Annotated in this window: 19 protein-coding genes; 1 reads left to right on the plus strand and 18 read right to left on the minus strand. The window is 43.2% G+C overall.

Annotated elements, in window-relative coordinates:
- Positions 1-11: 11 nt before the first annotated feature.
- The 17 genes from WKT17_RS06560 to WKT17_RS06640 all read right to left on the minus strand — a co-directional run bounded on the left by WKT17_RS06560 (position 12) and on the right by WKT17_RS06640 (position 14788).
- Complete coding sequence (locus tag WKT17_RS06560; protein WP_221710506.1) at positions 12-1715, minus strand: lysozyme family protein; 1704 nt, start codon at positions 1713-1715, stop codon at positions 12-14.
- Positions 1716-1754: 39 nt separating this feature from the next.
- Positions 1755-2522, minus strand: coding sequence for a class B sortase (srtB, locus tag WKT17_RS06565; RefSeq protein ID WP_340271975.1), 768 nt, complete (start codon positions 2520-2522; stop codon positions 1755-1757).
- 6 nt (positions 2523-2528) lie between these two features.
- Positions 2529-2930, minus strand: a complete 402-nt coding sequence (locus WKT17_RS06570) for a DUF6075 family protein (RefSeq protein WP_002594682.1) — start codon at positions 2928-2930, stop codon at positions 2529-2531.
- A 13-nt stretch (positions 2931-2943) separates the two neighbouring features.
- Positions 2944-5274, minus strand: coding sequence for a VirB4-like conjugal transfer ATPase, CD1110 family (locus tag WKT17_RS06575; RefSeq protein ID WP_340271978.1), 2331 nt, complete (start codon positions 5272-5274; stop codon positions 2944-2946).
- Positions 5267-5632 (minus strand): PrgI family protein, encoded by a 366-nt coding sequence (locus tag WKT17_RS06580; protein WP_161209649.1) that lies wholly within the window; start codon positions 5630-5632, stop codon positions 5267-5269. Before WKT17_RS06580 ends, WKT17_RS06575 begins: the two co-directional genes overlap by 8 nt.
- Before the next feature lie 135 nt (positions 5633-5767).
- Positions 5768-6604, minus strand: coding sequence for a hypothetical protein (locus WKT17_RS06585; RefSeq protein WP_002594677.1), 837 nt, complete (start codon positions 6602-6604; stop codon positions 5768-5770).
- A gap of 73 nt (positions 6605-6677) precedes the next feature.
- Positions 6678-7040 carry a glutamyl-tRNA amidotransferase gene (locus tag WKT17_RS06590; RefSeq protein ID WP_340271984.1) on the minus strand — a complete coding sequence of 121 codons (363 nt, stop codon included), beginning with the start codon at positions 7038-7040 and terminating at the stop codon, positions 6678-6680.
- A gap of 19 nt (positions 7041-7059) precedes the next feature.
- Positions 7060-8868: a VirD4-like conjugal transfer protein, CD1115 family gene (locus tag WKT17_RS06595; RefSeq protein WP_055303987.1), complete on the minus strand. Its 1809-nt coding sequence runs from the start codon at positions 8866-8868 to the stop codon at positions 7060-7062.
- Positions 8855-9058, minus strand: a complete 204-nt coding sequence (locus tag WKT17_RS06600; protein ID WP_008789327.1) for a hypothetical protein — start codon at positions 9056-9058, stop codon at positions 8855-8857. The genes WKT17_RS06595 and WKT17_RS06600 overlap by 14 nt, the downstream gene beginning before the upstream one ends.
- Before the next feature lie 12 nt (positions 9059-9070).
- The gene (locus tag WKT17_RS06605) at positions 9071-9955 is read right to left on the minus strand and encodes an LtrC-like protein (protein WP_340271990.1); all 885 of its coding nucleotides are present in this window, start codon (positions 9953-9955) and stop codon (positions 9071-9073) included.
- Between the two features lie 6 nt (positions 9956-9961).
- Entirely contained in the window at positions 9962-10756 is a 795-nt protein-coding gene (locus WKT17_RS06610; RefSeq protein WP_118143150.1) for a PcfB family protein, read from the minus strand.
- Entirely contained in the window at positions 10740-12125 is a 1386-nt protein-coding gene (locus tag WKT17_RS06615) for a relaxase/mobilization nuclease domain-containing protein (protein WP_340271998.1), read from the minus strand. Before WKT17_RS06615 ends, WKT17_RS06610 begins: the two co-directional genes overlap by 17 nt.
- Positions 12116-12457 carry a plasmid mobilization protein gene (locus tag WKT17_RS06620; protein WP_340272000.1) on the minus strand — a complete coding sequence of 114 codons (342 nt, stop codon included), beginning with the start codon at positions 12455-12457 and terminating at the stop codon, positions 12116-12118. Before WKT17_RS06620 ends, WKT17_RS06615 begins: the two co-directional genes overlap by 10 nt.
- Positions 12420-12578 (minus strand): DUF3789 domain-containing protein, encoded by a 159-nt coding sequence (locus WKT17_RS06625; protein ID WP_087203228.1) that lies wholly within the window; start codon positions 12576-12578, stop codon positions 12420-12422. Before WKT17_RS06625 ends, WKT17_RS06620 begins: the two co-directional genes overlap by 38 nt.
- Positions 12579-12713: 135 nt before the next feature.
- Positions 12714-13133 (minus strand): DUF3846 domain-containing protein, encoded by a 420-nt coding sequence (locus WKT17_RS06630; protein WP_118175063.1) that lies wholly within the window; start codon positions 13131-13133, stop codon positions 12714-12716.
- The gene (locus tag WKT17_RS06635) at positions 13130-14092 is read right to left on the minus strand and encodes a DUF3991 and toprim domain-containing protein (RefSeq protein WP_109710634.1); all 963 of its coding nucleotides are present in this window, start codon (positions 14090-14092) and stop codon (positions 13130-13132) included. Before WKT17_RS06635 ends, WKT17_RS06630 begins: the two co-directional genes overlap by 4 nt.
- Before the next feature lie 129 nt (positions 14093-14221).
- Positions 14222-14788 (minus strand): flavin reductase family protein, encoded by a 567-nt coding sequence (locus tag WKT17_RS06640; RefSeq protein WP_054754268.1) that lies wholly within the window; start codon positions 14786-14788, stop codon positions 14222-14224.
- A 120-nt stretch (positions 14789-14908) separates the two neighbouring features.
- On the opposite strand from WKT17_RS06640, the gene WKT17_RS06645 reads away from it, so the two are divergent.
- A complete protein-coding gene (locus WKT17_RS06645) occupies positions 14909-15247 on the plus strand; it encodes a winged helix-turn-helix transcriptional regulator (RefSeq protein WP_054754266.1) in 339 nt (112 codons plus the stop codon).
- Positions 15248-15354: 107 nt separating this feature from the next.
- On the opposite strand, the gene WKT17_RS06650 is transcribed toward WKT17_RS06645, so the two are convergent.
- The gene (locus WKT17_RS06650) at positions 15355-22539 is read right to left on the minus strand and encodes an N-6 DNA methylase (RefSeq protein ID WP_445291965.1); all 7185 of its coding nucleotides are present in this window, start codon (positions 22537-22539) and stop codon (positions 15355-15357) included.
- Between the last annotated feature and the right edge of the window lie 13 nt (positions 22540-22552).

The following is a 22552-nucleotide window of genomic DNA, read 5'->3' on the forward strand; positions in this document are numbered from 1 at the left end:
GTCTGGAATTTTTAATATGCCGGAATACCGTATCCATAGATATTGCTGCTTCCGACTGCGTACTGTCTTTGCTTGCAGGCATCGCCTGAGTTGCCCTCTACGGTATAAACTGTGCCATTCTCACACTTCTCTACGATACCAACGTGGTCTGTTGTACCGTCGCCTTCCCAATCAAAGAAGATAATATCTCCTACCTTTGGTTCATAAGTGCGGTCTTGCCATTTCCCATTTGACTTAAACCAGTTTGCACCATCCACGCAACCTGCAAATTTCGGAACAAGTCCGCTTTCAATATACCCGCATTGGTCAGCACACCAAGATACGAAGCAGGCACACCATTCCACTCGACTGTTAAAGCCGTACCAACTCCAGTAAGGTTGTCCGCCCTGATTGCCTAGCTGTGTCAAGGCAACCTCAACAATCGCCTGATTACCTCCGGCAGTAAAGGCTCGCCCATACGGATAGTACCTCAGAACGTGAGCCGGATATTGGGTATCTCCATAACTGTCCCAACCAAGCCTTTGTGCCTGCTGAGTGGAAAACTCCACTGCATTGGCATAAGAATAACCGCCGTAATTCGTTTTTGCCCAAGAAATATACCCATTACCGAAGTTGTAGCCTTGCAAGGCAAGTTTGATATGCTCCATATCTATCGGACTTTCCACTTCTGCCGAAGTAAGAGCTGCTTTCAATTCCTGAACTCCACACTGGATAGAATATTCAGGGTCTTTAATTCCATTAGGTTCGTGCGGATACCTTGTATTGAAACTTCCCTCTGCTGCCTGCATAGGGTCAAGTCCTCTGCCGCCGCTTTCCTGCATCATAACCGCCTTGATAAGTTCTACATACTCAGGAATGCCGTACTCTTTGGCATACTTCTGTATGATGGGTTCATAGGCTTCTACCTCTGCACTTACCGGAGTATAGGAATTACTGTCACTTCCTCCTCCAAACATTGCTACGGCAGCACCAAACAATACGACAATCATAATAATCAGCACCGCTATCCAACCGCCTGCTGCGATTGCTGCTACAAGTGCTTTTGTCCCTGCAATAATCGCTTTGACTGTCGCAACAGTAGCTTTCACTGTCGCTTTAACGGTATCTGCTGTGGCTTTCGCCGCTTTCTTTGCCGTTTGAGCCGCTTTCTGTGTTGCTTTGGCTGTTGTTTTTGCAGTTTTCTGTGCTATAATGGCGGCTTCTTTTGTGGTCTTAATAGAAGTCTTTGCCGTTTGTTCTGCGGTCTTGACCGACCTTTGAACAGTATTGGTTGTACCTTTCGATACGGTCTTGACTGTCGTATTTCCTGCTGACCTTGCAGACTGCTTAATTGTTTTCTCCGTATGTTCTAGAGTTCGGATACTCTGTTTTCCGACAGGATTGACCGATTGTTTTTGAAGCTGCTTCTCTGCACGCTTGGTCTTAAAATTCTCAATCCCCGTTTTGGCTTTCTGATAATTCTGCCTTGTTTCACGCACACCCCATCTGCCGACTTTATCCGCACGGTATGCAGTTTCGTGAACAGCCCTATCCGTTGCCGCTTCGATTTTATCGGAAGCATATTCCTCTGCGGAATGTTCCGAAGCATTCGTGGAATGTTCTGCCTTATCTTTCGTCATCACATAGGCTTTCTTCATTCGCTCCGTGGCAACTGCTGCCTTATTTATGGTCTTGATTGTACCTTTGCTTGTATCTCTTGTTTTTATATCAGCCATCGGTTTCCTCCTTTCTCGAAAAATAATAGAGAGTGGGGTTTAATCCACTCTCTTAGCGACAACAACAAGCCTGCCATTGTTTCTTGAATATTCACAAGTAGAAAGAGAAATAAGCTTGTCGCCATACTCTGCCGATACTCCGGTATCATACAAAGAAAGTTCCTTGCACTTAGCAACATACGCATCAAACTCTGCCGCATTTTCTGCGTCCGTAAACTCATAATACTTAAAGCTATCGGAGCTGTCTGTATAAACGACTGTCTTAAAGACTGCAATCACTTCATAATGGTGTCTGTCCGTCAGTGTATCAAAGGTAATCGTCTTATGACCTTCCCAAAAGCTCTTGTTTCTGTACTTCATCAGTCCCGTAAACATAGAACCGTCATTCATATGGTGTCCGTATATAATGATGTTGTCTGAAGGTTTCTGCACATCACAATTTTCCTGCACATATGGACAGCCATAAGCGGAATAGGTCTTATCAAACTTGTGCTTCAGGTAGAAGTTCGGCTCATTTACAGACTGCACGACCGGATAGTTGATATTGGTATCCTCAACCTTTATCCAACCCACCATATCTTCATTCTGCCGATAAAGTTCAAAATATTCCGCAAGATAGTCCTTATCTTCCGAAAACGTCACGCCCTCATTTTCCTTTGGCGGCTCGTCCTCCACAATCTCCGCAAGGTTATCATAGACTTCATTCTGCTTGGCAGAGTCAATGTGATTACGGATAATAAAGAAGGTGCTTACAGACAACACTACCGTAAACACCATCGCAATAACAATATAGATTTTTCTGCTCATTTTCTCTTACCTTTCCATATCGTTTCTCTTAGGTGGAGTCAAATCTCTGCAATACTCCGGATACCTCAACTTGATACCCTCCATAAAATACGGAGCATATCCGCAACAGAACAGTTCCTCCGGTGTATAGAGATTTTCCCTGCCTTCTTCCGTAAATCCATTCCAGAGATTAAAGGCAAGGTGGCAGACCTTGACTGTGCCACTTGTCTGCCAACCGCCATGCATACCTTCCGGTATGATACAGTCCCTCTTGAAATCAAACATCTTTCCGATATTCATTCTCGTTTCTTCTGAAATGCCCATCACATAGAAAAATGCTCTGTGATAGCAGTCGTTGACTTTGCACTTATCCAGATTTTCTAATACAAAATCTCTGTGTGCAGCATTGCGAAATTGAATTTTAGACATTGTAAATCCCTCCTTACGCTTCGCCCGGCTTGGTCGTCATCAGTTTATAAAGTTTCGTGTTCTTAGGGAATTTGTTTGCAAATGGTACAAGAGAACTTCCCACCTTGATAAGTCCGTGTCCTGCTTCCACATTCGTGATATAGGACATCTGTAGGTCGGAAATATTCAGAAGTTTTGCAAGCTCAAGCCTGTCTGTGGAAGCCTGATTCAGCATAATGATGAACTCTGAGTTTGCAAGCATTGTTCTCGCTGTGTGGCTCTGCAAAAGGTCATCGACATTCTGAGTGATTCCACTTGCGTATGCACCGTATTTTCTCACACGCTTCCACAAGGTAAAGAGGAAGTTTGCAGAGTATTCGTGCTGGAACAGAAGATAAATCTCATCAATGAAGATAAAGGTATTCTTACCCTTTGCACGGTTCTGTGTGATACGGTTCAGGATAGAGTCAAGGACAACAAGCATGCCAATCGGCATAAGCTGTTTACCCAAGTCAAGAATGTCATAGCAGATAAGGCGGTTATTGGTATCCACATTCGTCTGCTTTGCAAAAGTATTCAGAGAACCGTGTGTAAAAAGCTCAATGGCAAGTGCCAGTTCCTTTGCTTCCGGTTCGTCCTGCTGCAAAAGTTCTGCCCTGAAATCCTGCAAGGTCGGTATATGTCCCTGATAATCATTCTGCTGATAACTGCGGTACACGCTTGCCGTACATCGGTCAATGATAGACTTCTGCTTTGCTCCGAGATTTGTACCTCCGATAAGCTGTTCACAAAGGGACATAATAAACTCAGATTTCAAAATGACAGGGTTTGCACCGTCGCCGTAATCCTTATTCATATCCATTGCATTGATGTGATTGTCGGAAGTAGCAGAAATATTGATTACTTCTCCGCCCATCGCATTGACAAGCTGTGAATACTCTCGCTCCGGGTCGATGATGATAATATCCGCATCTGAAGAAAGCACCTGATTGATGATTTCTCCCTTTGCCGCAAATGACTTACCGCCACCGGATACACCGAGAATAAAGGAGTTACCATTCAAAAGCTGCTTACGGTCTGCGATAATCATATTTTTGCTGATAACATTCTGACCGTAATAGATACCGTTCTCGTGGAAAATATCCTGCACCCTGAATGGGATAAATACCGAAAGGCTCTCTGTTGTAAGTGTTCTGAAGGCATCAATCTTTCTTGTTCCAAACGGCATTACCGTGTTGAGTCCATCTACCTGCTGAAATCTCAGTGTTGCAAACTGGCAAAGATGTTTTCTTGCTGTGGTAAGCAATGCTTCCGTATCATTCTCAAGCTGTTCTTTGCTGTCTGCTGTAATAACCATCGTGATAACAGCAAACATCATTCTCTGGTCACGGGTCGTAAGGTCATCGAGGAACTCTTTCATTTCTTTCTTCTGCTGCTCCATATCATACGGAACAGTTGCAGAGAAGTTGTTATTGGCATTCTGCCTACGCTGCCAGTTTGTGATATTGGTTTCCACACCAAGCAGACGGTTCTCTGCTTCCTTTACTGCTTCATCCGTTGGAACGGGAACAATATCAATGGACATCATCAGATTTCTGTTCATATCCGTAAGTTCCGCTACCATACTGTCTTTGATATAGGACGCATATTCACGAAGAAAAAGGACTCTTCCATAACGGTTTCCCATCTTGAAATAGTCCTTTTCAAATTCCATTGTGTCAGGGCAGATATAATCCTTAAAATCGTGTCCCTTTTTTCTTGTTTCCTTAATATCAAAATGGAAAGAGCTTTCCTCTCCCACACGATAAAAGTCGTGAAAAATACGAAGTCTTTCGCCTGTTTCCAGTTCCACACACTTACTTCCGAGCCTGCCGAAGTGAGCAATCAAATCTGCACCGACACGGGCAAAATAAGTTCTTGCGTCCTCCACACTCTTTTTGTTGATGGAAATGGTAATATACTTATCCTGAACAATGGAGTTTGCACCCGTTGCCTTATCAAGAAGCATTTTATTGTATTCCTCTCGATATTCGTCCAGATTATCTCCGGTTGTCGGAATAAGAATTGTCTGCTCAAAATCCAGTCTGTTGAGCCGACGGTTATTGATTGTGATTTTTGTCGTTGCACCACTATCAAGGGAGTTCAGAAGTTCGGAATATTCAAGGAACATCGCTTCCTTATCCTCACGACTTGCCACTGCATAGTTAATATCCGTAAAGCGGTAGGTCTTTGAATATTTATCCTTTCCCACTTTGAAAATGCCATCATCAAAGATAGCTGCCACGGGAATCACGTCCTGCACCCCTTTCGGTACAACAAATTTTTCTTTATCCTGCTTAAACAGGTTCGTAAGAGTCTTAATCATTTGACTTCAATACCTCCTTCTGTTTCTGTTCAATGCTTGGCTTCATCAGTTCGTAATACACATTGGTGGAGTGAAATACCAGCTTCTTCGGCATCAAAAACTCCGACTTTATCCACGCATAGATTGCTTTCTCTGCGGTCATACCGTTGTACTTCACAAAACCAAGTGCCGCAAACGGAGCAGCACCCAAAATGCACACCCACGATACGGTTTCCGTGCCAACATACGGTTTGAGCAAAAAATACAGTCCTACTGCAACGCCACAAGCGAGAACAGAAAAAATGAACTGTCTGAGCGACAGTCCAAAAAACATTGACTCTGTATAATTTCTGATTTCTCGGTTAATTTTTACTTCCATATCTGTTCCCTTTCCTGCGATTTCGGTCTTTCTCCCTCACGCATTTATCATTCAGGCAAAAGACTTTGCCCTTCCGTTTACCGCCATAGTAAACACATTTCTTACAATCTCTTTGGTTCATCTCAAAATCTCTCCTTAAAGTCCCATCATCTCTCGGATAATACGGTCAGACATTTTCACTGCACCGACAAGAACAAGCATATTAAATACCAGTTCCCCGATATATGCCCAAACCTGCGTAACTGCTGCTGCATCAGGATTCACTACTGGCGGCGATGAAGCAAATACAGAGAAAATAATACAAGCAAGTACAATGACTGCCCCTTCAAGCAGAACTGCACAATAGCTCTTGATAAAACTCTTGCCGACATTCTGTGTCGGTTCTCCTGCAAATGTGGAAAGCGGTATCGGTGCAAGTGCTGTGTACATATAAAGTTTGAAAAATCTTCCGTACACCGTCATTATCAGAATGAACGAAAGCACTGTGATAAATAATCCCCCAATAAGCGTTACCGCCCACAATGGAATACTCTCGAAAAATCCGCAATCCTCTATGGTCGTTACCATCTCTGCGGGCAAGGTCGTCTGTTCCGGAGTTCCAAATCCGGCAGCATTCATAATGGTTGAAATTGTCCCTTGCACGATATTAAATAGTGCAAGCATAAGCTCCATTCCGTATGTGATAACACCTTTCGCCAGTGCAAAACGAACAAAGAGTTTTAAAGCGTGTTCCGGTTTCTTCACATCTGTAAAACTTCCGCAGGTCTTTACCATACCTATCACGAAAAACAACACAAGTAAGGCAAGCCCGATAGCCTGAACTGCACCGTTGATGTCAACGATAACCTTCCAGATATTCCCGCCCTTAAAGTTCTGCGGTGTAGTTGTGATGAGCGTCCATATTTCCGACAGTTTTTCATTCCAAGTTTCAAGGGCATTTTCAAGATTTTGAACTACCCAGTTATCACTCATTCAAAGCACCTCCTTACAATTAAGGGGTGTACCTTAACTTGGCACACCCCTCGATAACTGTGTAACTCTTATCTTAGCCTGTGATAAGAGTAAGGATTTCTTTGGCGAAAGTAATAATGATACCACCCGCAAGAGTCAGGAAGCCATTGGCTCTCTGAGAAGGGTCGTGAGATTTGAGTGAAAGACCGACCTGCACGATACCAAAGCCGAGCAAAATCATACCGATGGCACGGATAAGTCCGAAGATAAAATCGGACAGATTGTTGACTACGGTAAGCGGGTCATTCGCTGCAAATGCAGTCGTTGTCATTCCAAGTGCCAACGCACCGACAATGACCATTGTGCAGTAAGCACGGAAGCCTTTCTTAACCTTTCCAGTCATAGGCAGTTTCTTTGTTTCCTGAATATCAGTTGCTTTTTTCTTAAAAATAGTCATAGTTGAATACCTCCAAAATTTAATTTGTTTGATTGTTTATGAACAGAGCTTCCATCTCCTCATCGGAAAGAAGTTCCCAGTTCGTTTCTTCCATTTCCTTTTCAGGAAGTGTTGCAGGGTCAATGTCCCAAATGGCAATCGAAGCAATATCTTTCGTGACTTCTCCGTGCTTATAAGGACTTGCCTTTCCGTCTGTGGTAAGTGCCACATTCGGGTGTTTCATAATGTCATATTTGAAATCCATAATGGGTCTTTCCCCACGGATAAATAAAATAGCGTACTGATTATCGAGCATACGCACCTCATCAGGGGTAAGTAACTCTCTGCCGCTAATCTGATAGTTGGTGGAATAATTACCGCTTCTTCCGGTACTCTTTCCGAACGTGTTGGTATCAATGGTTTCCTTACCCAACAGCTCCGACACATATTTATGGGTTGACTGCTCATTTCCACCAAGGTAAAGAAATTCATCGCAGTTACCCACAATGCTCTCCCACTGTTTTTCAAACAAGGCTTTAAGCTGTGCCAAGTTCTGTAAGATGATGCTTACCGATACCCCACGGGAACGCATAACCGACAGTATCTTGTCGAAGTCGTCCGGCAGTGAAACATTGGCAAATTCGTCCATCATAAAATGAACAGGCATCGGCAGACAGCCGCCGTGGATATGGTCGGCTGCATAAAACAACTGCTGAAAGAGCTGTGTGTAAAGAATGGATACCAAGAAGTTGAAACTGGAGTCGTTGTCCGGTATCAGTGCAAACAGTGCCACCTTTTTCTCTCCGAGTGACTGTAAATCCAGTTCATCGGCAGAAGTAAGAGCAGCAAGACTCTCCAAGTTAAACTTTTCAAGCCTTGCTGCAAGGGTTATCTGTATAGATTTTAATGTTTTGGAAGAACCGGAATGATAAGAGTGGTAATACTTCAAAGCAATGTGGTCAGGGTTATCTATCATCAAATCCGAAAACAGATTGTCAAGCGGAGAAGGGCTTGGGTCGTCCTCGTCCTCAATCGCCCCGGCTCTTAGCATTTCCATTACCATTGCAAAATTCTGTTCTTCCGGCGGTGCTTCATAATGCAGATAAAATACAAGTGCAAGCAGAAGCATTGACGCTGCCGTATCCCAAAACGGGTCATTGCTCTGTGAACCTTTCGGAGTGGTACTCTTGAAAAGATTTGTCACGAGCTTCTGCACATCATTGTCATTCTGCAAATAAACAAACGGATTGTAACAATGGCTTTTCTCCATTGAAATTAAATCAAGCACACGCACTTCGTAACCTTTCTTCTCAAGCAGATGTCCCGTATCTCGCAGGATTTCCCCTTTCGGGTCTAATATCACATAGCTGTTTCTGGCAGCGTTCATAATATTAGGCTTTGCATAAAATCTTGTCTTACCTGCACCGGAGCCGCCGCACACAAGCGTATTCAGATTTCGTCTGTGCTTCTTGGCATTAAGTCCAATGCACACATTCTGAGTCATCAGCTTATTTTCTGACAGCGGCTTTTGTCGGTACTTTTTATCAATTGCTCTGACATTGCCCCATTTGGCAGAACCGTGTTCCTCTCGTCTTCGGTAATTCTTTCTTGTCGAGAAATAAATCCCGATACCCATTCCATAGCACAAAAGCAAAATGAGGACAGTTTTCAGGCTGTCCTCACATAATTTTATGGAAAATGGATTATCAAAGAGTGTCGCAAGATTGGCTGCTATCTCTGGCAATCCTCCGCTTATGGAAGGTGCAATCAGAAGTGCCAGCCATATGACCGGAACGATACCGACAATGGATAAAATAATGGCAGTCTGCCTGTCATTATCTCGCTTCATCTGAGCGTTTCCTTTCAATTACTTTGAACTTTTTCAATGGGGCATTTCCGACTTTTACAAGCAGGTCGTCTACTGCATCTGCGGACTTGCCTTCCTCCATCAACTTTGTTTTCTCATCGTTTAAGGAGCGAATGACAACACCGTGTTCGTAATCGTCCAAAGCAATGTGGTAGAGTTTTTCTTTTTCCATATCTGCCCTCCATTATCTCTCATAGTCCTTTGAACGCTCCTGCTTCTTGCGGAACATTTCATCAGAGATATGACTGTGAATTTCTGCCATTGCATTTCGGGTCTTGGAAAGCTCCGCACGGATTTCTTTCGGCTCTTTGGAAGCCAGTCCATCCGGAATACGGTTAATCGCAAAGTTCTGTGTATCTACTCCATACTTCTTGCAAAGCATATATCCGATACACACTGCCTGAAAGCCCCTATCCCTGCGGCTGTAACTTTCGCTGTTGATGGAAAGCTGTGCGTGTCCAAGTTCCTGAGCGACACACTGAGCAACTGCTACGCTGTCGCCCACATTACGCTTCACATACAAGGTCTGCTTTTCATTATTATAAAAAGCTGCCATATTCGGATACGGAAGTTCATCGGTTGACGCAACCTCCACCGGAGATACATCAAGCATTGTCGTGATAAGTGCTTTCGGGTCACGGTTTGCTGATACCGCCGGAGCTTTTCTTCCATTTGTCTGCGTAACATCAAATACCTTTTTGACATTGTAGGAAATACCCGGAGAACCATCTGCTCTTGTATATTCCACTGGTTCAAGAATAGAAATACTCTTTGCCCCTTTGGTAATCTTCACATTGTCCTTACCCCAATCATCAAAATCTTTAAGCTGTGTCGCCTGCGGATACTGACTGTAAATAAGGAGAGCATTTGCTGCGGAATATCTGTCCATTCGACTCTGCGTATCAAGAAAGCTCTTGAACTTCTCAGGGTCACTCACAATCTCACGGGCAGCGTCATCAATCATCTGATAGACCTTTTCTTTTTCTGCTCGCTTCTTTTCCGCATACTCCTCTTTGGATAATCTTGGCTGATTACCGCCAGCCTTTGCGGGTTTAAAATCATTTGTCATAGTGAATTACCTCTCTTTTGTTTTGGGTTTCTTCTTCGGCTGACGGTGTACCGTCTGACCGTTTTTCTGCTGCGGCTTCTTGCCGTCTTTCTTAACCTCCGGCTCTTTACGCTCTGCTTCTTTTTGCTGTTTTGCCTGTGCCTTGTAACGGTCAAGTTTCTCTCTGACCGATGGTTTTTCCACTGGCTTTGCAACACCCTTATCAGATTGCGTTTCTACCGGCTCTGAGTTTTGCCTTGACAGAGGGCTTTTGTCTGTTTTGGCGACTGAGGGGTTTGCGTTTGCTCGCTCCTCTTTCTGCATTGGATTTCTGACCGCTTCTTCCATAATGATTTCACTCTTGGATTTAGTCGGCTTTTCTTTTTCAACCGCTTCACGGTCTGCGATAGCCTTCTCTGCTTCACTGACAATCGAAGCCTTATCCACCTTGCCAAGTTCAAATCTTTCAACGATACGCTGAATTTTAGAAGCGTCCTCTGCTCTTGCAATAATATCTACCGGAGCGTTCTCTCCCTTTGTGTTCTTATCTCTGAGGACACAATAAAGAACGCCATAGCGTTTTGCCTGTTCGGTAAACTTCTTCAAATCCTTTTGCGGAATGGAAAAGACTTTCAGCTCCTTGCCTGACTTAATCATATTGGTAAGCCTTGCTTTGCCCTTCGTCTTTTGTTCCTGCTTCAGAACCGATACCAAAAGCAATGCGATATTCTTCGCCGCCGAACCGCTTAATCTTGCAGCAACTTCAAATCCTTCAAGCGAAAGCCTAACGACCTGCTCTGCTGCGTCACCACCGTTGTTCATAGCGTGATTTCTCCTTTCTCTGCTGTTTTTGTTCCTCTGTTTCGATATGCTCAAGGTTTTCTTCCATAACCTTTGACCTCTCCGCAATATCCTCGCAGAGTTTTACTTCCCGTCGGAGTTTTTTCAATTCTCCATTGATAGAAGCGATTTCATCTTTTGCCGCCTGAAGCTGACCATCATCAATATTTGTTCTTATCTTTTTTCGGAGATGTGTTCTTCCGGCAATCAGATTTTTCATCTGCTCCTCTAAGGAAGTCTTATATGAAAAAAGCTGTTCGTCCGTGGAAATATTTTCTCGTCCGAGCAGCCTTACTTCATCAGTAATCTTATCGAGCTTCATCAAATCATCTTTCAAAAGATAATGAAGCCTTGCGTTATTCTGTTTCTTATACTTGGGCAGATAACCGAGTCTGTAACAGTAATACAGATACAACCCATAAAGTCCGCCTTTCTTTTTCAGCTTCTGCCCTCTGGTCTGCATACGGTACTGTCTTGGTTTATAAGTCGCCCTCTGGAACGGCTCAATCTCTGCCCATCTGTCACGATTTTCTTTGATACGCTCTACAATCCGGTCATTGGTATAATCTGCTCCGAGGTTTTTCAGTCGTATCGGCTTATCGTATCCCTTTGGAATGACCGTCCAGTATTTTCGGCTTGGACTCAGGTTATAGGCATATCCCATTTCCTTGAGAGCAAACTGAAATTCTTTCAGGGTCTTGCTATGGTCAATAGCATAATCAATGGCTTCTTTTGCAACCGAATAGCGTGTCGGCATACCTGCCTTTTCTTTCATCGTCAGATAATCCGACTGCTTACTGCGGTTCGGATTCGGGTCATAGTAAAGTCCGTACTTCTCACAAATTCTGTCTGCAACTTTTCGGAATTTGAACCACGCTTTTTCCTCTCCCCACAAATGTTTCCCATCGACGAAAGAAATAGAGTTGATGACAAAATGGCAATGCAGGTGCTTTGTGTTCAGGTGGGTTGTCACAACGACCTGAAATCTTTTACCCCACACTTCATTTGCAAATTCCATTCCGATTTTCTGTGCCATCTCAGGAGATATATCTGTTTCCTTGAAACTCAAATATCCGTGATAGGCTTGGATACCGTCTGTCTTTTGGTACTGTTCCTTAACCGTTATGAATTGGTCACGGGCAATCGACACATTACAGTTGATACCCTCAACATAAAATTCTCGCTCTGTTTTTTCTTCGTCCTTTGCATAAGCAATAACATCAGCAAGAGCCTGATACTGTTCCGATGAAAACTCCCTTTTGATATTTGCAGAAGTCTTTTCGGGATTGGTTGCATAGTCAATGACCTGACCGAGCCTTTCTGTTACCGACCACAACTTTGTTACTGCCATTTCATTTCGCTCTGATTTGGACGAAGATATGTCCTCTCAATCTCTGACTGGAACTTATTCCACTTTACAGCTTCATTCTTCAGCATAGGTGCGTCAATGAAACCAAGTGTATTCGCTTTAGCCGCAAGCTGATTGATGTTATTACCGATAGAGGACAGTTCCCTCATCACATCATAGAAGCGGTCATCGGGTTTCTCTTTCGGCTCGTAACCTCTGATAAGTAAACGGATAAGTCCTGCTTCGGAAAGACAAGTCTTCTTTGCCTTTGCTGCCAAGTCCTGTGCTTCCTTGCGGTTAAAGCGTACAATCTTCTGAATGTTTCTCTTTCTCATAATCGGTATCTTCCTTTCTCTTTACTCTGCAATCTTTGTTAATCTGGAATAAGCACATCATCGTAACGCCAAGACAACTGCCGAGCAGTGTTCCGGCGGCGATAAGTAATAACTCTCTCAAATCAAGTTCTCCTTTCTCACGGGGTATTAGGGGCAACCCCTAACGAGCCTTTTACCGTTTGGAAAACTGTGTTTATCCAAATGGTCTGCTCGCTAAGAATAAACATCTCCTCCGGGTTGCCCCGTTCTCAGTCTACTATCTCTCATAATCCTTTGATTTCGGCTTAAAAGGTTCAGCCACGATATTGCCGCCCACTTCCTTAGAAAAGCGTTCGGGATACTTGAACTGTTCCTTGTATTTCTTCATCATATCGTCCGGCAAGCTCTGAAAGCTCTCACTCTCAGGCGGTGCATAACAGATAAAGAACTTGCCGCAGATAATATCTACCATCTCTTTCTTATCATTGTCCTGCACATAAACTGCACGGTTAAGCGGAAGTCCTCTCATCTTTCCTTCCTCATTACAGATGATTGCAACGTCATCGTCATAGGGCATATATTCCTCAATATCCCCGCCGACAATCTCCTGCATTGCTTCCAGACTGTCGTCGATTACAATTTCCTTCGGGTACTTTTCCGGTTCTACCAAAAGAACTTTAATCTTAGAATCATTCATCGTTCTTCATTCCTTTCGTGTGTTTTTTTATTGTAAATTCCCATCCGCATACAAAGAAAATCGTTGAAGTCCTTACCTGCTTTTGGTGGCTCATCAACGATTTCATACTTATCCGGCAGAATGGTTTTTAAGGTCTGTGCTGCCTTTCTGCCCGCTATATCATTGTCAAAATGGATACGGATTTTCCTGACAGATGGGTTACTGCCAAGATACTTTTCCAGTGCAATCGGCACTTTACTGTCCTCAATTTTCTTTGCCGGAGAATACACCCCGGACAGCGAGACAAAGCTCATTTCTTTCCAATCCTGCCCGTTCAGCTTCGCAAGCGTGGCATAGGATAACAAGTCAATGGCACACTCAAAGAGGTGTACTTCCTCCAAGTTTTCCTTACCAAGCCGAAAAGAATAATCTTTTTTACTGCCACTGCAATCGCCCATAATCCTACGCTTATTCGTGGAACGGTAGGCTGCATATTTCGGTTCTTTCTTCTCGTCATAGCCTACAAACACAACATTGTGATACGGCAGACTCTCAAAGATAAGGTCATTGGAAATACAGTAATTGATGATTTCAAAATCTATTCCTCTCCCGAAAAGATACTCTGTAATCACTATGTTGGAAGCACATTTTTCAGGGAGAAGAAGTGGTTTGTTTTCCTCTTTTGGCTGTGGCTTTTCATAGACCGGAGCCTGAATCGCTGTGTGTCCGATAATGGTTTCCACCGCTTCAAGGAAGCTGTAACCTTTGACCTTAATCAGATAATCCAAAGCACTCCTGCCGCCAATACCTCTCGACCACCATATCCATTTCCCGTTTGAAATCTTCAAACTGTCGTGGGTTCTGGTGCAATAGGTGTTACCTGAAAACTTAACCAGCTCATACGGTTCATAATTTCTCAGGTAGGTTAATAAGTCCATCTGCTTCGCCTGAATGATTAACTCAGGTGCGATAAAAGGCATATCGACCACCTCCTTAAAATAAAAATAGCCACCTGATTTTTTGAAAACCAAGTGGCTATATAATATTAAATTTTGTGTCTATGTTTTATGAAAGAATCTTCTCTTAATCAATTTTTCTTTCCTGTAGCTTTACTTTTTCAGTTTTAACCCATCTTTGAAAGCTTCACCCACACGCTCTGTAACCTTGTAGTAACCATGAGTATAAGGGTCAAATGCAATGGCATTTACCTTGGAAATATCAATTTTACCGTCTACCATAACGCTCTCATCGGCAGTTACATTCACTACCTTTCCAATAACGCCACAACCGTATTCATTATCTTGATACTCAATAAATTTACATTCTAAACAAATTGGAAACTCATTGATAATAGGAGCATCTACGACTTCAGCCTTACTTGCAGTCAATCCGCTACGTGTAAATTTATCTGTTACACGATTACCAGACTCTACGCCAAAATAATCTGCTTCTACCAAGTGTTCTACATCTGCGATACTAACAGTAAATGCACCTCGTGCCTTAATATTTTGCACGGTTTTATGTGTTTCGGTAAGATTCAATGCAACTATGTCCCTTGCTTGCATTGTCCCCCAAGCAGCATTCATTACATTCACACTGTTGTCCTCATTATAAGTTGCCACCATCAACACTGGCATAGGAAAAATTCCTTCCGTAATTTTCAACTTTGTTCTCATAATAATCTCTCCTTAAAATTAGATTGACAGAATTATTTATCCTGCTTATAATTATATCCAATCAATTCAGAATTTCAAGTACTGGTAAAAATGATAGGTACTATCCAAGGAGAAAGTATAATGATACAAAACTACATTGAAAATGCCAATTTTGAAGATACAGGCTTTGCTTACACCTTGTCCCTGATTTCCGGCAAACATAAAATGGTCATTCTTTATTGTTTAATGGAATTTAAAACTGTAAGATTCAATGAGCTGAAGCGTTATCTGAAAACAATTTCCGATAAAACATTAAGTAGCAATCTCAAGGAACTAGAATCTGACAAACTGATTATCCGTACTGAATATCCTCAAATTCCACCCAAGGTGGAATACTGTCTTTCGGAACGTGGCAAGTCACTAATGGTAGTGTTAGATCAGCTTTGTGTTTGGGGTGAAGAAAACAAACTGACAGATTAACATCTTCTAATTTTTTTGAAAATATTATTTCTGACAGTATAACTTTGTACCATCTTACCTAACATACTATCTGCGGTATGGGATTTTTCCATACCGCAATTCTAAACTCATCTTTCAAAATTTCTTGACTTCTTTTCAATCATTTCGCCCTCATCAGGTTCTCCGCCGACAATCTCATTTTCCTTTTTATCCATATTGAGCAGGATATTCAGCTCATCAAGTCGGGCAGTTTTTGCCCTCAATTCTTCCTCCTTTGCAAACGGCTTTTCGATTTCCTGCTTCGCTGTTTCAAACTGCTTTTCCGTATTTTCAAGACTGTTTTTCGTATCAGCAAGTGTTTCTTCGAAGCGTTCAATGCCGTTATCTATTCTCACGATATTACCGTGAGCATCGTCGCCAAGCGGTATATCTCTGCTCGTTTCGCCTTTCAGTTTCACAACATAATTACGCTGCACCGTATCAAAATACAGTTCCATTTGAAAGCCACGGTACTCGCCAAGTGGTATCGCATCGGGACTGTTCATTGACTTGCAGGCATTGATGATTGCCTGACCTGCTTCGGCTTTTTCGGAATAAGAAACACCCGATACCATCATTCCAAGCGGCTGCTCGTCTATCGGTTTCGGGTGTAATTTTGCTGTTTCAACATCTTTTGTAAGTCCCTCTACACGGGATTTCAAGTAAGCAATCTGTTGTGGGTAGAACTTGATGACCTTATCCTCCAGTCCGTATTTCTCCGATAAGAAATTGGATTTTAACATCTTTAGCTTCTGCACCTGAATGTCTAAGTCCATCTTTTCTTTGATATATGGATTACCTGTTGCAAGCATTTTTATCTCTGCATAGGACAGTGCGGTTTCATCAATATCCTCTGCCGACCTGACCGGAGATTTGCTCGTCATAATCTGACTTGCGAACTTCTGCTTACCTTCCACAAGCTGATAGAGGTATGCATCAAAGGTCTGCTCTGTTACATAGCGGTAAATATCTACCTGCGGATTTTCATTGCCCTGACGGACAATTCTACCGGAACGCTGCTCCAAATCTGAAGGTCGCCACGGACAATCCACATCGTGAAGTGCGATAAGTTTGTCTTGCACATTCGTTCCTGCTCCCATCTTCTGAGTAGAGCCAAGAAGCACCCTGACTTCTCCCTTGCGGGTCTTTTGGAACAGTTCTTTTTTCTTCATATCCGTGTCGGCTTCGTGTATAAATTTTACTTCACTTTCAGGAATACCTCTCTCAATCAGCTTTTTCCTAATGTCGTTATAGACGGAAAATGTTCCGTCATTCTTCGGCGTGGAAAGGTCACAGAACACAAGCTGTGCCGATTTCTTGTCGGCATTTTCTTTCCATATCCGATAGATGTTATCGACGCAGGCATTGATTTTACTGCCCTCAAAATCAGGCAGCATATCATTTAGCATACGCTGGTCAAGAGCCAGTTTTCTTCCATCATTCGTGATTTTCAGCATATTATCTACGCTTGAATCCACACCGCCGCCACGCACCTGCTCGGCTCTCTCTGCAAGGGAAGCAACCATTTCCTTCTGTATTTCCGACGGCTTTACTGCAATGTTATGGTACTTTGCTTCCGGTACTGGCAGGTTCAACATATCTGCTGTTTTAATGTCCGCTATCTCCTTGAACATCGCCATTAGTTCAGGCAGGTTATAGAATTTTGCGAACCTTGTCTTTGCTCTGTATCCCGTTCCTTCCGGTGTAAGTTCCACTGCCGTAATGGTTTCTCCGAAAGTGGAAGCCCAGGCATCAAAGTGCTGCAACCCATTTTTCACAAGCGTGTTGTACTGCAAATATCGCTGTATCGTATAGAGTTCCACCATACTGTTTGAGATAGGTGTACCCGTTGCAAATACGGTTCCTCGTCCTCCGGTAATCTCGTCAAGGTAACGACACTTCATAAAGAGGTCGGAAGATTTCTGTGCTTCCGTCTGTGCGATACCTCCCACATTACGCATTTTTGTATAAAGATAAAGGTTCTTGTAATAATGGCTTTCATCAACAAAAAGCCTGTCTACACCAAGTTCCTCAAAGGTTACAACATCATCTTTTTTCGTCTGGTCATTGAGTTTATCAAGTTTCTGCTTGATGGATTTTTTTGACTTTTCAAGCTGTTTTATGGAGAAGTTTTCCCCTCGGTTTCGCTTGAGTTCTGCAATTCCTCCAGTTATCTCCTCAAGCTGCTGTTCTAAGATTGCCCTCTGTCTTTCAATGGACATCGGGATTTTTTCAAACTGTGAATGCCCGATGATAACTGCGTCATAATCTCCGGTTGCAATCCTGCCGCAGAACTTTTTACGGTTCTTGGTTTCAAAATCTTTCTTCGTGGCAACAAGGATATTCGCCGCCGGATAGAGCTGCAAATACTCTGCCGCCCATTGTTCGGTCAAGTGATTTGGTACAACAAACAGTGACTTGTTACAAAGCCCAAGCCTTTTCGACTCCTGTGCTGCCGCTACCATTTCAAAAGTTTTTCCTGCTCCGACTGCGTGTGCAAGAAGCGTATTTCCTCCGTAAAGGATGTGGGCAACTGCATTTTTCTGATGTTCCCTGAGTTCGATTTCAGGGTTCATACCATTGAAAATAATATGGCTTCCATCATACTCACGGGGTCTGACGCTGTTGAACTTCTCATTATAGAACTTGCAAAGCCTTTCCCTTCGTTCAGGGTCAGACCATATCCAGTCCTGAAATTCCTGCTTAATCATTTCCTGCTTCGACTGAGCAATCGCAGTTTCCTTTTTATTCAGGACAGCCTTTTTCCTACCCTCATCATCTTCGATATAATCAAAGATACGCACATCTTTTAAGTTCAGCGTTTCCTCGATAATCTTATAGGCATTGATGCGGGAAGTTCCGTAAGTGTTATATGCCCTTACATTTCCTTTGTCGTAAGATTTACCCTCAATGTTCCACTCACTCGTAAAAGGAGAGAAGTGAACTTTGATATTCCACTGTGCATATCGTGGTGTTTCAAGCAAATGAAAGATAAACTCCTGCACATCGTCCGGCGGCAGCCAAGTTGCACCAAGTCGTACGGAAATTTCACTTGCAGTCAGGTCTTTCGGCTGCACCTTTTGAAGTGCTTCCACATTGACCTTATAATCTTCCGGATAGAGTTCTGCCGAGTTCTTTGTAATCCTCAGCTTCTCCCTGACATTACCCGAAAGATATTCATCAGCCATCAGATACTTCGGTTCGTAAGAGTTTCCATACTCATAAAGCGGATTTAGGAAGATAACACCCTTCAAATCCTCAAAGATTTCATTCTCCGATTTACCGGAAAGCTCCATCATATAGTCCATATCAATCGTGGCTTTTTCTCCAAGCGATACCGCCAACGCTTCGCTTGCCGTATCAACAGAAGTAACCGGAGTATGCGGCTTAATTGTCCTTTTAGAAAACATATCAGCCTTACGTTCCAGTTCTCCGTCCCCTCCGATTATCTCCAATGCGGAAAGCAGAGAGAATGAACTGTCCTGCGAAAAAGCAGAAGTATTTGCACGGCTGTTAATGAGTCCGTACTTACCTGAAAAGGTATCATAAAGTCTGTTTAATCTCTCCTGCTCCGCTTTGATTTCGCTGTCAGGGTAATCTTCTGTCTGCAATTCAATCAGCGTTCTGACGGAATTTCTAATAGCAATCATACCCTTAATTCGGTTCTCTGCGGTTGCCGATACCTCCACCGGAGTCATACGGGAATTTTCACGATAGTAGATTTTACCGTCCACCACCGTATAGGAAAAGTTTCTCACTGTCGGGTCTGCCGGAATAGAATTATCTTCCTCCTCCAGTTCTTCCTCGGCTTCATATTCCGTGATTTCCCCGTGAATATTTGCGACTGCTTCATCAAGCTGTGCTGCAAGGTCTGCATTTTCATACGGTACACAAGTTGCTTCCATACCGAAACGCCCCGATACCATTTTCATTTCTCCAAGTATCATTTCGGGGTGCTGCACAAAATAAGAGTTCATCTTAATTCCGTTCTCATCGGTATCAAGATGAACCCAATCCGGCTCAATATCTATCAGTCTGTCACGCTTTTGCAGGATAAGAATATCCGAAACGACTTCCGTTCCTGCATTACCCTTAAAGGTATTATTCGGCAATCGAATTGCTCCAAGAAGCTCTGCTCTCTGTGCAATATACTTTCGTACTGCTAAAGTTTCCTTATCCATTGTGCCTTTGCTCGTTACAAGAGCCATCACACCGCCGGGTCTTAACTTATCAAGGGACTTGGCAAAAAAGTAATCGTGTATCAGGAACTTATGCTTGTCGTACCTTTTATCTAACACCTTAAAATCTCCAAAAGGCACATTGCCAACCACTCCATCAAAGAAGCTGTCCGGCAGATTGGTTTCTTCAAATCCTTGTGCCGCAATGGTTGTTTTCTGATAAAGCTGCTGTGCAATCCCTGCGGAAATCGTATCAAGTTCCACACCGTAAATCTTACTGTCTTGCATTGCGTCCGGTAGCATACCGATGAAATTACCGATACCGCAGGACGGCTCTAACAAGTTGCCTTCCTTAAAACCCATCTGCTCCATTGCCTTATAAATGGCTGTGATAACTTCAGGCGGCGTGTAGAACGCAGTCAACGTGCTTTCTCTTGCCGAAGCATATTCCTCCGGTGTTAACACCGAAGAAAGTTCCAGATACTCCGTTGCCCACGCTGAATTATTTTCATCAAAGGCTTCTGAAAGCCCACCCCAACCGACATACTTTGATAAGATAATCTGTTCTTCAGGAGTGGCAAATCTGTTTTCTTCCTGACATTTTTTAAGAAGCTGTATCGCCATAATATTTCTGCGGAAGCGTTCCTTTTTACCAACCGTTTCAACCTCATTTTCTCTAAGATTAAAGGTGTGACGGTCTGCCATAGGCACATCAGGGTGCAAGTCAAAGCCTTTGACTTTTTTCTTCTGCTCCCAAGCGGGAACTAACGGCTCAGGCTCTTTTTCATTTCTTTCTTCGGCAGGTTCTTCCTTTACAATCAAATGCTCATTCATCGGATTCTCTCGCACTTTTCTGTCAAACTCTGTGCGTGAAAATTCCTTATTGAACAGTGGCACATCATAGTCATAGAGCATTACTCTCTCATCATCAACAGATAAGATTTCGTACTCAGAAGCACCGATATACACCTTATCGCCAAGATGATATTCATATTTCACATCTTGCAGCTGTTCCGCTTCTTCAGGTTCTTTTTCGGCTAGTTCGACCTCCTGCTCCGGTGGTGCATTAGAGAGTATCTCACGGTTTCTTTTCGTTTCTTCGATTTTGGCTCTGCGTTCCTCTTGACTTTCAAGCCACTGAGGATAGTGTTCTTTTTCCTTTGGATTTAAGTATCTGTCTGTTCGGATAAGTTCCCCGATACGTTTCTCCACCTGCGACCACGAAAGCGTGATATGTGGATTTTCTTTACCGATACCTTTCGTAATCGTAATACCTTTTCCATCGTGACTCTCATCAATTCCTGCTCCGATTATTACTGGATAAGAGCCGCCCCAACCGTACTCATTTTTTAAGAAGTCTGCGTTTTCTTTTGCTGAAAGGCTTTTTTCAAACTGCTCATAGATACGCATTTTACCCTCAGAAAATCCGCTTCCATTCGCAAGAATAGCGTCGATAATCTCCTGAGAAAAAGTAAAGGCAGAGGTTTTCTTTTCCTCTGCCCGACCGTCTAATATGAATGTCATCTGACCGTCCATTGACGGTAATGGTTTTATGCTGTCACTTAATTCTCCCAGTAATCGCATAGCTTCAAAGTGTCGGGCAATAACAGCCCAATCATAAAAACTCTGTGCGGTTCTGCTGTCGTATTTGCCCTCCCACAAATGCAGAACGTTTTCAAAGGTCTTGTACCCTACTGTCCTGCCATCCTCTAAAGTAAGCTCGGTATAATCATTATTGAAAATACTCTTTATATACTCTGTGCGGTCTTTGTTATCAGGATTACGTTCATAATAATCTTTGATTTCTTCCAGACTAGCCGACAAATGTGGTGTCGTTCTGAGAATTTCATTGATTACTTCATCACGTCCAAAGAACGGAAGGCTTTTATCCTCGTGCGTTCTGTCGTAATACTCTAAGCGAATATCACTTCCGCTTTCACGATTTCCTGTGCCGAACTGCGAAGAGAGTTCATCAGACGAACCCATTTCATCATATCCTCCGCTTTCATCTGTTCGGTCACTCCCTCTTTCTGTGCCATCTGGCTCAGGATTGTTTCCTCCATCTTGCTGGCTCTCTGTTCCACTTCCGCCAAGTGCTGTGTCAGTTCGCCCCTCGTCAGGAGATTGTAGTAAAGGACTCTGTGATGTTCCTTCAGAAACTCTCTCCTCATCTGAGCGTACCTGCCCAGCGTCACTTCCGGCTGCTGTGGAAGTTTCAGGTTCGGAAGGCTGTAATCGCCCACCATCGTGTAGGTCAGTTCGTTCATTGTCCAAACTCCTTTCGTCGTTATTTTCAACCTTATTGTATTCATTTCTGTCCTGACCGACAATTATGCGATTTTGACGGTTGAGTGCAGTAATTGTTTTAGATATTTCCGTTAATCCCATTTCTGCAATATCACTGGTAGCAAATCCAAGTGCATTGAGTGTTTCCTGCGTATTGAAGTTAGTAACATCTCTGAAATCATCAAGTTCAAAATAACCGTCCGTATCAACGCCAAGCCTTGACATCATCATATATGCCACACTATTTGTCACGACATTTTTATAAATGAAAGCCACAATATCCTCTTCCACTTCCTCAAAGGAACTGCCCTCGGTTGCATAGTAAAGGTCTTGCAGATAATCAGGGATATTATCCTCTGCCGCATTTCTTGCTGCTCCCATAATTGCTTCGGCAAGACTGCTCTTATTCTCAATCTCTCCGAAAGTGCTTTCCAATGTCTCAATCACATCTGCTTCGTATTCCTGACGCATATCCCAAATCGGGACTGTTCTTGAATATCTGCTTTCGTGAGTATCTGAAATGTCAAAGTAATGTGTCAGTCTTTGCCGTGAACGGTTTTCATCAGCAAAAACAGCAATACCTCTTGCACCTCGGTTGACCCATCTGCCAAAAATTTTGTTCCACTGCTCTATCTCAAGAACCGCTGTTGCATCGGGTCGCTGTGCATATACAAGAAGCTGTTCGTCATAGCGTAACTTATAATTTCGGCAAGCTGAAGCTAAGAATGCCTGCCAGTTCTGAGGATTTGACACAACCGTTTTGCAGGTGCGGTTGTAAAGCTCAGAAATAAGGTCATATTTTCGTGCCATTACTCTTGCACCT

The organism is Blautia sp. HCN-20427, assembly GCF_037890365.1.
Lineage (GTDB): Bacteria > Bacillota > Clostridia > Lachnospirales > Lachnospiraceae > Blautia.